This window comes from Pseudoalteromonas sp. SR41-1, from assembly GCF_014164015.1.
GTDB classification, from domain to species: domain Bacteria; phylum Pseudomonadota; class Gammaproteobacteria; order Enterobacterales; family Alteromonadaceae; genus Pseudoalteromonas; species Pseudoalteromonas distincta.
This window is the reverse complement of the sequence record NZ_JACJEK010000018.1, coordinates 89,308-102,557: the sequence shown is the minus strand read 5'-3', so window position 1 is coordinate 102,557 and position 13,250 is coordinate 89,308. Positions and strand designations below refer to the sequence as shown.

The window sequence follows — 13,250 nt, the reverse complement described above, 5'->3', positions numbered from 1 at the left end:
GTACTTATGGCAAACTGATGTCTCAGGCATAGCAGTTGTGACTTATGTGGGTTGTGGTGATTTACATAAGATCATAAATTGCTGTGCCTGTCACGTTTTGGGGATTCGTCAGCCCTTCGGGCAGCACATGTTTGGTATTTATGCTGCGTTATCGCCTATTTATGGGGAATAACCACACTACATAGGCTCTGCCTTGCCTAAAAACCAAACATACTGCTGCAAATTCACCCACCAATGATCAACACGCCCTAATAAGTTATTTTATTAATTATAAGCTGTAGCTTAAGTTAATGTAGCCAAAGCGGCCAATGTTGTCGTAACTTGCGCTGCCCGCGCTTGTACCACGTGAACCGTACGGAAGTTTACGATTAAATACGTTATCAACACCTACTTTAACGCCTAAACCGCTATCGAAGTTGTAACCAACAGTCATATCGGTAATAAAGTATTTACCGTAAGACATTTGATTACTTGGGTTCGGGTTATTTTCAAGCTCAACATTTGTATATAAATCTACTTCACTTAAAAAGCGTGTTTCAACTGTTGAGAAAAAGTTATCCATAACATAACTTACAGATAAGTTAGTTTGCCACTTAGCTTCACCTGTAGTACCTGCGTATTCAATGTAGTTACTAGGGTCGTCTTGGAACGGGTAATCTTTACGTTCAATTAAGTAAGTACCAATTAAGCGGGTTTTAAAGCTACCTTCAAGCGCGTCAAAGTCGTAACCTAGTTCAAAATCTATCCCTGATGCTTTTTGGCCGGCAACATTTAATACAGAGTTTTGTATTAAAGTAATTTCACCATTAGCATTACGTGTAATTAAGTTACAGTACTGATTGTTTATACCTGTTGCGCTATCAACACAGCGATCAAGAATGTCTTGCGCGTCGATTGTGTCAATCGCATCTTCAAGTTCAATTTCCCAGTAATCAATAGTAAGCAGCGCGTTTTCTAGAAACTCTGGTTGGTAAACAATGCCTACAGTTGTACTTGTTGACTCTTCACCTTTTACATCACGGTTACCGCTAGTTAAACCATCTAATGAGGCTGCATCGTAACCTGAGTTAAAGTCACTCGCTACACCTAATGCGGCACAGTTTGCAGTACGTGTTGCACCGTTTGATAAGTCACCTAGGTTGTCGGCGCGACACGGGTCGTCTACATTGTAGAAAGTTTGACTTGCTGCCCCAAATACTTCACTAATGTTTGGCGCACGAAGTGCTGCAGATTGAGTTACACGTACACGTAGCTCATCATTTACAGTCCAATCAAGGCCAAGTTTCCAGCTAGTTGCTTCGCCAATCGTACTGTAGTCAGCATGACGTACTGCAGTATCAAACACTAAATCTTGAATAAGCGGTAAGTCAGTTAAAATTGGCATCGTCGCTTCAAAAAATACTTCGCGTACGTTGAACGAGCCTTTATCTTCGCCCAGTGCGTTAAAGAAAGTACCTTCTGCGTTATCTGGCTCTTTAGTTTCGCTTTCTTCTTTACGGTACTCGGCACCAAATGCAATACCTACATAACCTGCTGGTAATTCAAAAATAGCGCCATTAGCAAGTGAGCCAGAAACAACTGTTTGCTTAATTGTTGAAGTACCAATTGATACCGTATTTATGTAATCAATAGCTTGTTGAGATGGTGCGCCAAAACCCATAATATTTACAGGTACACATCCGTCAGCTTGCGCAGCAGCGCTACGACATACTACGTTGCCATTTGTATCTTCAACGGCATCAAGTGCATTAAAGTAGTTGGCTAAAATCATGTTAGCGCCGTTTTCACGCTCTAGATCTGTTTGGCCGTATACAACTGACGTATCTAATTCCCAATCTTCTAAAACAGTCCCTTTTAAGCCGGTAACAAAACGCGTTGTTTCACGCGTATTGTTTTCAATGCGGCGGCCAAGGTCACTCATCATGCGGTTAACCATGATTGAATCAACACCTTCCTCTTGCATACGTGCTTTGATGGCTGGGTCTAGGTAAGGGTTATCAATGTTAATGCTGTTGTCGCTGTCAAAAAAGAAAAACGCAGGTTGACCTATGCTTTCGCCTTGGCTGTTTACGTATTTTGCATCAAAGTAGACGTTTAAATCGTCGGTCACATCGTAGTTAACTTTAAAGTTTACGTTGTAACGTTCAAACTCAGGTTGTATTTCTTCAAATTGGCCTAAGTTAAAAAAGTCACATTCTGCACATGAATATGGATCTGCGTTATTGCCTATGTATAAATCACGTGCGCTGCTATCAGGGTTAAAGCTATTAATATACTTAGTTGGATCTTCAAGTGCATAAACACCTGAATCATTGATGGCGTAATAACCCGCATTAGGTGTTAAAATATCATCAGGAAAGTCAGCACTATTTTTGTTTTCATCCGTTTGGGCTTGGTTAGGTAAGCTGCTAAAAGATGTGCTAGTCCAAGGGTGGTCAAGTGCATTTAATGAATCTTGGCCAGAGTACTCAATAGCAAAAGCTGCATTACCACGGCCGTTATCAAAATTAGAGCCATACGAGAACGTCGCTTTTTCGTTGTTGTAGCTGTTTAAATCGGCAAAACCTCGGGTAACACTAAAATCCATACCTTCAATGTTGTCTTTTAGTATAAAATTTACAACACCTGTTACCGCGTCAGCTCCATATACAGCGGATGCACCACCAGTGATAATTTCTACACGCTCAACCCATACACTTGGAATAGTATTGGTATCTACAGCTTGAGAACCTGCAGAGCTTGATACATGACGCTTACCATTTACAAGTACCAAAGTACGGTCTGTACCCATGTTACGTAAATCAAGAATATTTAAACCAGCAGTACCAATAAAACGGCCTGAGTTAGCCATAGAATATGTATTGCCAAGTGCTGGTAAATTGTTTAGCGCTTCACCAATGTTTACAGCGCCAGTATTAATTAGCTGCTCGCCGCTTATAACTGTTACTGGTGCAGGTGCAATAGCACCTTCACGTAAAATACGTGAACCCGTTACTTCAACACGTTCAATTTTTGTTGCTTGCTCATCTTGTGCAAGCACAGAATTACTTGCTGTTGCAGCAGCAGTAATTAATGCACATTTAATGCTAGTAGAAAGTAAGTTATGACGTTTCATTTGATTCCCAGAGAACATTTTATAGTAATTAAATACAATGTAGTTTTTAGCCAAATACAGTGTGTATTTGGGTAAATCCCTATAACTTTTTTTATGAGGGCGGCGATTATTGCATGCTGATTATTTTATTAAAAGGAACTAACTCACTGTAAAATAAGCAACTTGAAATAACCTTAAGAACTTTTGTTGTGTTTTTCGGTATTAATTGAGGAGGTTCTTTTAAAGATTAATCTAGGGGTTTTTACATTTGGTTTTTCTTATGTGTCTTAGTTATTAACATTGGTTTTTCTTTGTTAAATTTTCAGTTGTTTTTTAAGTCAATTTTTTGCAGTTTATAATTATTCACATATAAATTTTTATTTATATGAAGTTGCCAGTGAGTGTTATATGTACATATTTGTAAAGTTTATGTGTGTTATTGCTCTTTTAAAGCGATTTTTATTAGGTGTTTTTTATTCAAAAAAATCGTAATTTGAATATTTTTCACTATTGCGGCTTTAAAATGATTAATTTGTAAACCCCCTTTACAGTTCAAAGTACTCATAACAGCTCGTAAAGTTACTTTGTTACGTAAACTTGATACAATTTAGGTGTTTTTAATTAATAGGTTTGACCATGAAGTATTTAGTTATTATTTTTACCTTTGCGTTTAGTTCAATGTCTTTTGCGCAGCAAGAAGTCGATCTTGAAGTAAATATGAAAAACACGGGTCTTGCATATAAACAAGCGGTGCAGGCAACCCAACTTAGTGAATTTAATACTGCGATTGATGAATTTATAAAGCTGGTTAAAGTGAGTAAAACAGGTAAGTTTTACAAGAAACCAGAACAGTCATTGCAGGGCCTTGATAAAGTGATTGCCCAAGCTGAGCTTGCTAAAAAAGCAGCGAACGAGCAGGGTCTAAGTGCAGCAAAAGAACCGTTAAAAAATATAGATAATTTACGTAAAAAATATCATGAGCTACATGAGCCTCCAGGGTTCTTTGAATTACTGTTCGGTTCATAAACCTAAACTATATGTATCTTTAGTCGCTACTTTTAAGCTAACTGCGTTAAAAGTATCTGCAGCAATAAATATAAGGAAACACAATGGAAATTTCAGTTTCAATGTTAGAAGGCCAAAAGCAAAGCGCTAAATTTGGCGACCTAGAAGTAATCAGCGATCAAAGTGTAAACGCTGGTGGCAACGCAGAGCATCCAGAACCGTTTGATTACTTTTTAGTAAGTATGGTTTTATGTGCAGGTTTTTATGCACGTAAATTTTGTGAGCAGCGTGATATTTCAACGCAAGGTATGACGCTTACTCAAAATAATGAAAATGTAGATGATAACGGTAAAAAGTTATTTTCAATTGAGATTAACCTACCAGACGGTTTTCCTGATAAATATAAAAAGGCGCTTATTGCAGCCGTTAATACCTGTACGGTAAAAAAAGTAATTCAGGCAGTGCCAGAGTTTTCAGTAGTGGTAAAATAATCCTCCCTAAATTAGGTAGCTTTAACAGGCTACCTAATTCTGTATAGTGCTCCACGGCTTAACTTATTTCTTTTTCATTCCTTGTACTGCTTTAAAGCGTGGGTTGTTTTTACAAATTACAAATACACGACCTTTGCGTTTTACAATTTGACACCCCGGGCGTTGCTTGGCGCTTTTTAGAGAGCTTAATACTTTCATACCTTTTCCTTTTTAACAGTTGATAAACTTTTAAAACGACGGTTAAACTGCGCAACACGGCCATCTGTAGCAACAGTTTTTTGCTTGCCTGTATAAAATGGGTGTGAGTCACTTGATACGTCAATAGGTACATATGGATAAGTATTACCGTCTATTTCTACTGTGCGGCTTGTTTTAATGGTTGAGCCAATAATAAAGTAAGAATCGGCAGCAGTATCGTGAAAAGCAACCACTTGGTAATCAGGATGAATATTTGGTTTCATAATACGCCTCAATAAATGATATGTGATAATGTATCATTTTAATTTAACGTATTTATTCTCTCATTGCAAATTATTTAAATGCTCCCCAAAAGGGGCGTAATTGCTGGCTATTTGTGCAAATAAATCAAAAAATAAGCACTTGAATTAAAAATGCTGGCTATTGGCGTTTAGGCTGTTATAACTATATTTAAGAGTTAAAACGTTAACAAATACGGTTATAAAGTTATTACAGAGGTTATGTATGAGTGACGCAACACAACAACAAGAACAAATTGACCAAGGGGTGATGGAAACCCTAAGAGAGCGCGACCACAGTACCTTGGCGCAACAAGTAAATCCGTTAACCTGCAACCACAATGATATTGTAGAGTTACTAGCAAGGTATATGGCACTTAGTGAGCAAGAAGATGATGAGCTGTTTGATACTTGGTTTGATAGCCTAACTAAAGAGCAACATACTGTTTTAAAAGTATTTGAAGTTTACCGTGGACAATATGAGCACCAAAATTAAAGTGTTTATTTTTGTAAGTATGCCAAATCCAGTGGTTATTTAAATAAAACTAAATAGCCACTACTACTTTTTAACTAGTAAGTAGTAATGTTGTATCAACCACTACTCCCACCTGTTTTCATCATAATTTTTTGCGGATTTAATCTTATCTTTATTTAGGTACGACTTACTGATATTCATAAGTATTTATTGCTATTTTAAGGTAATGTTCTAGTTTTAATAGACAGACTGTTTATAATTTAAATAAGTTTATGGGTTATATACTCGAAAATATTCGCTCCCATTTCGTAATTCATAAAACACTTAAAATTAATTGAGCTTTAATGATTAAACCTGAGATCCCAAGTAACGAAGCAGAGCGATTACATGCGTTAAAAACATTAAAAATTCTAGATACGTCTCATGAAGAGCGCTTTGATCGTGTTACTCGTATTGCCAAGCGTATGTTTAATGTTTCTATTTCATTGGTTACTTTGATTGACGAAGACCGCCAATGGTTTAAATCTAGGCAGGGGCTTGATGCGCCTGAGCTTCCTCGCGAAACCTCATTTTGTGGCCACACCATAAATCAAGACGAGTTATTAATAATCCCAGATACAGCTCAAGACGAAAGGTTTTTTGATAACCCCTTTGTTACAGGCGATCCTAAAGTACGCTTTTATGCAGGCTTTCCTTTAAAATTAAGGGAAGGAGTCATTATAGGCACTTTGTGCCTTGCCGATAATAAACCTAGACAACTCAATGATGAAGAAAAACAATTACTAAGAGATTTAGGCACGCTGGTTGAGCAAGAGATTCAATCAATTCAACTAGCCACAATTGATGAGTTAACAAGAATCTCTAATCGACGTGGCTTTTTAAACCTTGCCGAACATACGCTAAATGTATGTAGGCGAAACAAAGTATCAATGTCGTTTATATTGTTTGATCTTAATAAGTTTAAACAAATTAATGATGTTTATGGACACCACGAAGGTGATTTTGTATTGAATAAATTTGCGCAAATTATGCTTAGTTCATTTTGTGATTGTGAAGTAATAGGCAGACTTGGCGGAGATGAGTTTGTAGTAATGCTAAGTGATTTAGATGAAACAAAAGCTGAGTTTGTTTTACAAAGGTTTGCGGATGCAATTGCGCATGCCAATAATACCTTAAACAAGCCATACAAAATTGATTACAGTGTAGGAGTAACACACTTTAAACACGATACAGGTAAATCAGTTGAGGATATGATTCAAGATGCTGATGTTGCAATGTATCAGCAAAAAAAGCAGCAATCACTTTAGTAAGCTATTTAGTTTAATTGCTGCTTGAGCTTCATTTAACTTCCTCATGCTAGTACGAATCTTATAATATGCCGTTATTCACTATTGCAGTCATTTTTTGCAGCGGGTAATGCTAAAGACACATTTGGTTGCCAAATTCTGTTCCATATTTTATGAAGATTGTTTAAGTTTGGTCTTTGACTTATTTTTTCAAAGTTACCAATGCTCACTTCTGAATCATTTTTTTGACCCACTACAAAATTAAACACATAGTTGCGCTCCATACCCATACGTAAATCAGAAAGAACAATATTGCTTTGCTGTTGGCGCACCGAATAAAACCCTTTAGTAAACCACTGCAAGCGTTTTATAGCCCATTCATCGCTAATATTATTTAACAGTGAAGGCGTTGTTTGATAAGGCGTTAATGTAACATCGCTGGGCGCGTCAAATACTGATGCATAACCTTCGTAGTATTGTCCGTCAGACATTACAACAATACGCCACAGCAAAGTGGTTAGCGGCGCAGGCGTACTAACATAGGCATTTACTGATATTTGCCTGTTGTTGAGTGCAGTATTTACTTTGTCATCAATATTTACTTTTAAAATTAAAGCGCAGAATAAATACAGGCTACTTAAAACTAAGGCGGCTGCATTTATACGATAAGCCGTTGTTGCTTTTATTTTGGGTATTAGTGTACATATTACGCCAATTAATAAAGGAAGCGTGTAAGCGGGGTCAATAATAAACACACTAGAAACCGCAAAGGGGTACTCAGTAAAAGGCCAGAGTAGTTGTGTACCGTATACAGTTAGGCTGTCTAATAGGGCATGTGTAGATAAGCTTAAAAATACTAGCCAAAACCAGCGCACTTTATAAGCTTGCATTCCCGCGTGTACTTTTAATATTAGCCATACAATGAGCGGGCTAATTAATAAATGTATTAATAACGAATGGCTAAAGCCACGGTGGTAAGTAAATGCTTCTACAGAGCCGCCATAAGGCAAAAATACATCTAAATCAGGGAGAGTGCCTAAAATTGCTCCCCATAAAACGGCTTTTCGACCTATTTTATTGCCTAAAACCGCATAACCTACAGCACTGCCTAATGCTACCTGCGTTAAAGAATCCATTTTAATTAATACCTTTAATTACTACTTTTGTTATTTATACTTTTTTATTATTAAAAAGCGTCAAAAAATCATTTGAAATATTTAATAAGTATATTAATACCCAGAATTTATAAACTAAGCCTAGGCTTTATAAAATCTAAAAACGCCGTAATGCGAGACGATACCGCACTGTTTTTATAATACACGGCTTGTATAATTTCTCGGTTATTAGGTGAGCTAATTGCAGCGGGTAACACTTCAACTAATTTACCTGTTTTTAGATCATTGCCAATCATAAAGTGAGAAAGTAGCGCAACGCCTTGGTTTGCAATGCACAGCTGGCGCACTGTTTCACCGCTGCTTGCGCTAAGCGAAAACGTAAATAAAGCGGGTTTTACTAGCGGCCAGGTGTTTAATTTAGGGGAGTCACTAAAACCAATTAACTTATGATTTTGTAAGTCATCAATTTGCGCAATTGCTTTGTTATTATTTATATATTCTGGGCTGGCTACAATACGCAACTGGCTGCTGCCAGGTCTACGAGCATGTAAGTTTGAGTCTTTTAAATCACCAATGCGTATGGCTAAATCGGTTTTATGTTCAAGTAAATCAATAATGCTGTCGTGCGAGGTTATATCAAGCGTTATGTGGGGGTATTGCTTGGCAAATTCGCCAATTAAAGGTGTAAGTTGGTGCAATACAAAAGGGCTTGCCGCATCTATTCGTAGCTTGCCACTTGGCGCTTGTTTTAAAAGCTTTATGGCTTCTTCACCGGTATAAAGCGTATTTAACCCTTCGCGTGCAAATTTTATAAAAGTATGGCCTTCTTCGGTAAGCTCTAACCGGCGTGTTGTTCTGTTTAGCAAAGTACATTGCAGTGTATTTTCAAGGCGTGATACAGCTCGCGACACTTTAGCCACCTGCTGATCGAGCAAATTAGCCGCCCCCGAAAAGCTTCCGCAATCTACTACCGTTATAAACATTTCTAAATCTTCAGTTTTTGAATGAACAGCCATAAGTATACCAACACCATCTTTGCATTATTAACAAAAGTATTTTGTCACTAATGCTATTTTTTGCAAACGATATTTTAGCCAAACTACATTCTTCAAATATTAATGAGGATATAACTATGCCATTGGCTTTGTGGGCGCTTACCTTAAGCGCATTTGCAATAGGAACAACTGAGTTTGTAATAGTGGGATTAGTACCCACCATTGCAAACGACTTAGGCGTAAGCCTACCTTCAGCAGGTTTGCTTGTAAGTTTATATGCGGTTGGCGTTGCCATTGGTGCGCCGGTGCTAACAGCTTTAACGGGTCGTTGGAATCGTAAAGTGGTACTAATAAGCTTAATGGGCTTATTTGTTTTAGGTAACTTACTTGCATGGCAAGCGCCAAGTTACGAAACATTAATACTTGCGCGCATTTTAACGGGGCTTGCCCATGGTGTGTTTTTTTCAATCGGATCGATGATTGCCACAAGTCTAGTAAGCAAAGACAAAGAAGCCAGTGCAATAGCCATTATGTTTACCGGGCTTACTGTAGCACTAGTAACTGGTGTGCCACTAGGTACATGGATTGGACAACACTTTGGTTGGCGTGCAACGTTTTTAGTTGTGTCGGTATTAGGTTTAATTGCATTAATCGGCAGCTCTATTTTAGTACCAAAAAACTTAAAACAATCAATACCAGCGACGTTTAAAGAGCAACTACAAGTAATCGTAAAACCGCGTTTATTACTGGTGTATTTAATGACGATATTGGGCTATGGCGGCACGTTTACAGCGTTTACTTATTTAGCACCTATTTTAGGGCAACAAACAGGTTTTGCGCCTTCGGCTATTGCCTTAATAATGCTTGTTTACGGCGTATCGGTAGCGATAGGTAATATTTGGGGTGGAAAGTTGGCCGACAAACGCGGCCCAATTAGCGCACTGAGCATTATATTTAGCGCTTTGAGTATTATTTTACTGATATTTACCTTTACGATGGAATCAAAAATTGCTGCTGTACTTACTATTTTAGTATGGGGCGCATTTGCTTTTGGTAATGTGCCAGGCTTGCAACTTTATGTAGTAAAGCAAGCGCAAAAGCACACGCCCAATGCGGTAGATGTTGCATCAGGTTTAAACATAGCCGCATTTAATATTGGTATTGCACTTGGCTCAATTATTGGCGGTAGCGTAGTAGAGAACATGACCCTGCAAGATACAGCATGGATAGGCGCCGTTATCTCTGTTTTAGCACTTGGTGTTACACGCTACAGCGGTATGCTTGATAAACGTGAAATTCAGCAAGCATAAAGCCTTAGCAGGGTCTGTTGACCTTTTAGGATTAAATTTGTTCAATCTAGGGATGATTTAATCACGGAGCGAGGTTTGTAACCTAGTGGGCTAAGTAAAAATCGAGGGGCAAAGAGTAAATCCACCCTAGGAAGAACCTACAGGCAGCGCGTATTTGGCATTTATGCTGCGTTATCGCCTATTAATGTGGAACAACCACACTGCATAGGCTCTGCCTTGCCTAAATACCAAATACACTGCTGCAATTGTAATCTCTAAAGATTAACAGACCCTAACCTTGAAACTAAAATTAATGACCTCATACATGTTATGAGGTCATAGATTTTTAAGTGACAGTCGTAATAAGAAGTAAAAGGTGTATTTCGTAAAACTTTTAAAAGTTTGTATTTCAAAACCGATTATTTTATAAGGATAAACCATGACAAAACGTGTAATAGAAATGCCAGAACTAGGTATGGGAACATTCCGCTTAGAGGGCGACACTGCCTATAACTCAGTAAAAATGGCACTCGAAGTTGGGTTTCGCCATATTGATACCGCACAAATTTATGGCAACGAAGAGCAAGTAGGTCAAGCCATAAAAGATAGTAATATTCCGCGCAGTGAAATATTCTTAACCACCAAAGTGTGGAATAACAAATTAAATAAAAGCGACTTTATCCCAAGCGTTAAAAAGTCACTTGAAAAGCTACAAGTTGATTCGGTCGACTTACTGCTAGTTCATTGGCCATCGCCTGCTAACGACGAGCCAATGAGTGAATACCTCACTGAATTACTAAAAGCGAAGCAGCTTGGTTTAACTAAGCACATTGGTGTATCAAACTTCACCATTGCAAACTTAAATGAAGCAATGCAAACGCTTGACTCGCGTGAAATATTTACCAATCAGGTTGAGGTTCACCCATATTTAACTAATACTAAATTGCGTGCATTTTGTGCTCAGCACGATATACACGTGACAGCGTACATGCCATTTGTAGTAGGCAAAGTACTTAAAGATCAAACCATTATCGACATTGCTAAAAAGCACGATGCAAGTCCAGCACAAGTTGTTTTAGCATGGGTTAACGCAAGCGGCATGACGACAATTCCATCATCAACTAAGCGCAAAAACTTAGAAGATAACTTTAACGACCACGTTAAGTTAGATGATGAAGACATAGCCCGCATTGATGGTCTTGATTGTGGCGACCGCCAAGCAACACCAGACTTTGCGCCGCAGTGGGATCAGTAAACTTACCTCAAACGCAAAGTTAAACTAAATATTTTAAGGTGTAGATTATCTACACCTTAACTTTTAAAAGGAATACACATGTTAACGGTTATAGCGGCACTGTCGTGCAAAAATATTGATGCAGATGTGATGCTTACAGCACTTGAAAACTTACAAAAGTCATCGCGCCAAGAAGTAGGGTGCTTACGTTATGAACTATCTGTAAAAAGTGATGATGAACATACCGATTATGTTGTTAGCGAACAGTGGGCGTCTGACGAGCACTTTGAAGCGCATAAAAACGAGCCACACTTTAAAGCATTTGGTACGCAAGTTACTGGGCTTTTAACCAATAGTAGTATTGATGTATATAAATCAATTGGTTAAATTCTTTTTATAGTGCCTATTATGGTACGTATTAAAATACTTAGCTAAATTACATATCATAAAGTAAATACTCAAATAGGTGCTGTTATCTTACATCACCTTTTATTCTTACACTCCAACCTGCCTAAATACCCAACTTCGCCAATATCAATGAAACCTATTAGGACTCTTTTTTGTTAATTCGCATTCGTAGTGCTTCGAAATCAAAAGAGGTTCATAACTTTATTAAGAGTCGTTTTGCTATCACAACCCACTCTAATAAATAGCCTATTTAATTTGTTGTTTACATTAAAGTTCTCTGGTGTAAATTATAGAAATATAACATGGCATTTTAGTCAGCCGTAAATAGTTCGAGTGGTACTGAATAAGAGACTCAAAATAGCAAACTATTTATATATTTTTTGTGTGTTATATTTTTAGAGCTGAGTTAATTAAACTAATAATGGAGACATGGGTATGGAAATTAATAAATCTAATCAATCTATCCTTATTTTTGTAATCCCTTTATTAGCTGCGTATTTCGGATCAAAAGTCATATTTCACTTATTTGCTTTTGAGTATCTTGTGTTTACAGATACTTTTGACATTCTAAAGCTACTCATTGATATTAGTGTATTTGGAGTGTTGTTCTATATTAGTTCGCTGGGCGTTGGTTATGTCATCAGAGCTAAAACATAAGTTTTTAATCATTAGCTGGTAAATTGCTAGCGAAAAAATCACAGTCAATAAAGCCTTAACAGCTTTAAACTGTATAATTTATATGGAGATAATAATGAAAAAATTAATCGCAATAGTAGCGTTGTTAGGCTTTGCCTCATTTGCACAAGCTAATGATAGTTTTGTAGTGAATGCTAAATTTTATGATAATAAAAACTTAATTGGTTCACCTGTTTTAGTAGTTAATTCAAATGAAGAGGCGTCAGTTTCAGTTGATAATTTGTATAGTTTTGCTCTTACAGTAACGCCAATTGATGATTCTACTGTTAGTTTAGCAACTGACCTAAAACTAGGTGGAAAACATATGGCTCCCTCTTTAGTTGTTGAAATAGGCAAAGAAGCAAGTATTAATGTTGATGGTAAAGAACTGTCAGTTTTAGTAAGCAAATCAAGCAGCTAATAAGTTAAAAGCTAGGAATATAACTAAAGAGAAACTCAAGAAATGAGATAGTAAAATATGGAGTCTCTTTTGGTACGGCCCTAGCAATTGCTATTTCATGGAGTGCTAATGAGTCTGTGTTATGGGCAATTTTGCACGGTTTTTTATCTTGGTTTTATGTTATTTGGCATGTAATTACGCGATAAGTGTTTTCGCGTTTGCACTGATTGATTATGTAGATTGCGGTCAATGTTAATACTCGAGCAATTACCATCTAAAACAATTAAGTCAAAAACATAAAAGGAAT

Annotated in this window: 14 protein-coding genes; 9 read left to right on the top strand and 5 right to left on the bottom strand. The window is 37.3% G+C overall.

Annotated elements, in window-relative coordinates; all coding sequences use genetic code 11:
• Positions 1-268: 268 nt before the first annotated feature.
• Positions 269-3,115 (bottom strand): TonB-dependent receptor domain-containing protein, encoded by a 2,847-nt coding sequence (locus H5118_RS15700; RefSeq protein ID WP_182749404.1) that lies wholly within the window; start codon positions 3,113-3,115, stop codon positions 269-271.
• Positions 3,116-3,730: 615 nt separating this feature from the next.
• Between H5118_RS15700 and H5118_RS15695 the strand changes: the two genes are divergently transcribed.
• Positions 3,731-4,120: a cytochrome b562 gene (locus tag H5118_RS15695; protein WP_007580869.1), complete on the top strand. Its 390-nt coding sequence runs from the start codon at positions 3,731-3,733 to the stop codon at positions 4,118-4,120.
• Positions 4,121-4,203: 83 nt separating this feature from the next.
• Positions 4,204-4,590 (top strand): OsmC family protein, encoded by a 387-nt coding sequence (locus H5118_RS15690; RefSeq protein ID WP_002958670.1) that lies wholly within the window; start codon positions 4,204-4,206, stop codon positions 4,588-4,590.
• A 63-nt stretch (positions 4,591-4,653) separates the two neighbouring features.
• On the opposite strand, the gene ykgO is transcribed toward H5118_RS15690, so the two are convergent.
• Complete coding sequence (gene ykgO, locus H5118_RS15685; protein ID WP_002958669.1) at positions 4,654-4,788, bottom strand: type B 50S ribosomal protein L36; 135 nt, start codon at positions 4,786-4,788, stop codon at positions 4,654-4,656.
• The gene (locus H5118_RS15680; protein ID WP_182712301.1) at positions 4,785-5,051 is read right to left on the bottom strand and encodes a type B 50S ribosomal protein L31; all 267 of its coding nucleotides are present in this window, start codon (positions 5,049-5,051) and stop codon (positions 4,785-4,787) included. The genes ykgO and H5118_RS15680 overlap by 4 nt, the downstream gene beginning before the upstream one ends.
• Positions 5,052-5,292: 241 nt before the next feature.
• On the opposite strand from H5118_RS15680, the gene H5118_RS15675 reads away from it, so the two are divergent.
• Together H5118_RS15675 and H5118_RS15670 are read left to right on the top strand one after the other, a co-directional pair.
• Complete coding sequence (locus tag H5118_RS15675; protein WP_154902888.1) at positions 5,293-5,562, top strand: hypothetical protein; 270 nt, start codon at positions 5,293-5,295, stop codon at positions 5,560-5,562.
• Between the two features lie 323 nt (positions 5,563-5,885).
• Entirely contained in the window at positions 5,886-6,848 is a 963-nt protein-coding gene (locus tag H5118_RS15670) for a sensor domain-containing diguanylate cyclase (protein ID WP_182749402.1), read from the top strand.
• A 74-nt stretch (positions 6,849-6,922) separates the two neighbouring features.
• On the opposite strand, the gene H5118_RS15665 is transcribed toward H5118_RS15670, so the two are convergent.
• Both H5118_RS15665 and H5118_RS15660 read right to left on the bottom strand, forming a co-directional pair.
• A complete protein-coding gene (locus H5118_RS15665; protein ID WP_182749401.1) occupies positions 6,923-7,963 on the bottom strand; it encodes a metal-dependent hydrolase in 1,041 nt (346 codons plus the stop codon).
• 107 nt (positions 7,964-8,070) lie between these two features.
• The gene (locus tag H5118_RS15660; protein ID WP_182749399.1) at positions 8,071-8,958 is read right to left on the bottom strand and encodes a LysR family transcriptional regulator; all 888 of its coding nucleotides are present in this window, start codon (positions 8,956-8,958) and stop codon (positions 8,071-8,073) included.
• Positions 8,959-9,074: 116 nt separating this feature from the next.
• On the opposite strand from H5118_RS15660, the gene H5118_RS15655 reads away from it, so the two are divergent.
• The 5 genes from H5118_RS15655 to H5118_RS15635 all read left to right on the top strand — a co-directional run bounded on the left by H5118_RS15655 (position 9,075) and on the right by H5118_RS15635 (position 12,964).
• Complete coding sequence (locus H5118_RS15655) at positions 9,075-10,247, top strand: MFS transporter (protein ID WP_182749410.1); 1,173 nt, start codon at positions 9,075-9,077, stop codon at positions 10,245-10,247.
• Positions 10,248-10,665: 418 nt separating this feature from the next.
• The gene (gene dkgB / locus H5118_RS15650) at positions 10,666-11,481 is read left to right on the top strand and encodes a 2,5-didehydrogluconate reductase DkgB (protein ID WP_154902884.1); all 816 of its coding nucleotides are present in this window, start codon (positions 10,666-10,668) and stop codon (positions 11,479-11,481) included.
• A gap of 78 nt (positions 11,482-11,559) precedes the next feature.
• Complete coding sequence (locus H5118_RS15645) at positions 11,560-11,847, top strand: putative quinol monooxygenase (RefSeq protein WP_002958660.1); 288 nt, start codon at positions 11,560-11,562, stop codon at positions 11,845-11,847.
• A 456-nt stretch (positions 11,848-12,303) separates the two neighbouring features.
• Positions 12,304-12,525: a hypothetical protein gene (locus H5118_RS15640; RefSeq protein ID WP_182692514.1), complete on the top strand. Its 222-nt coding sequence runs from the start codon at positions 12,304-12,306 to the stop codon at positions 12,523-12,525.
• 94 nt (positions 12,526-12,619) lie between these two features.
• Positions 12,620-12,964 carry a hypothetical protein gene (locus H5118_RS15635; protein ID WP_182692515.1) on the top strand — a complete coding sequence of 115 codons (345 nt, stop codon included), beginning with the start codon at positions 12,620-12,622 and terminating at the stop codon, positions 12,962-12,964.
• Positions 12,965-13,250 lie beyond the last annotated feature (286 nt).

Coding starts and splice junctions, on each gene's coding strand:
- H5118_RS15700 (WP_182749404.1), bottom strand. CDS start 3,115: ATGAAACGTCATAACTTACTTTCTACTAGCATTAAATGTGCATTAATT.
- H5118_RS15695 (WP_007580869.1), top strand. CDS start 3,731: ATGAAGTATTTAGTTATTATTTTTACCTTTGCGTTTAGTTCAATGTCT.
- H5118_RS15690 (WP_002958670.1), top strand. CDS start 4,204: ATGGAAATTTCAGTTTCAATGTTAGAAGGCCAAAAGCAAAGCGCTAAA.
- ykgO (WP_002958669.1), bottom strand. CDS start 4,788: ATGAAAGTATTAAGCTCTCTAAAAAGCGCCAAGCAACGCCCGGGGTGT.
- H5118_RS15680 (WP_182712301.1), bottom strand. CDS start 5,051: ATGAAACCAAATATTCATCCTGATTACCAAGTGGTTGCTTTTCACGAT.
- H5118_RS15675 (WP_154902888.1), top strand. CDS start 5,293: ATGAGTGACGCAACACAACAACAAGAACAAATTGACCAAGGGGTGATG.
- H5118_RS15670 (WP_182749402.1), top strand. CDS start 5,886: ATGATTAAACCTGAGATCCCAAGTAACGAAGCAGAGCGATTACATGCG.
- H5118_RS15665 (WP_182749401.1), bottom strand. CDS start 7,963: ATGGATTCTTTAACGCAGGTAGCATTAGGCAGTGCTGTAGGTTATGCG.
- H5118_RS15660 (WP_182749399.1), bottom strand. CDS start 8,958: ATGGCTGTTCATTCAAAAACTGAAGATTTAGAAATGTTTATAACGGTA.
- H5118_RS15655 (WP_182749410.1), top strand. CDS start 9,075: ATGCCATTGGCTTTGTGGGCGCTTACCTTAAGCGCATTTGCAATAGGA.
- dkgB (WP_154902884.1), top strand. CDS start 10,666: ATGACAAAACGTGTAATAGAAATGCCAGAACTAGGTATGGGAACATTC.
- H5118_RS15645 (WP_002958660.1), top strand. CDS start 11,560: ATGTTAACGGTTATAGCGGCACTGTCGTGCAAAAATATTGATGCAGAT.
- H5118_RS15640 (WP_182692514.1), top strand. CDS start 12,304: ATGGAAATTAATAAATCTAATCAATCTATCCTTATTTTTGTAATCCCT.
- H5118_RS15635 (WP_182692515.1), top strand. CDS start 12,620: ATGAAAAAATTAATCGCAATAGTAGCGTTGTTAGGCTTTGCCTCATTT.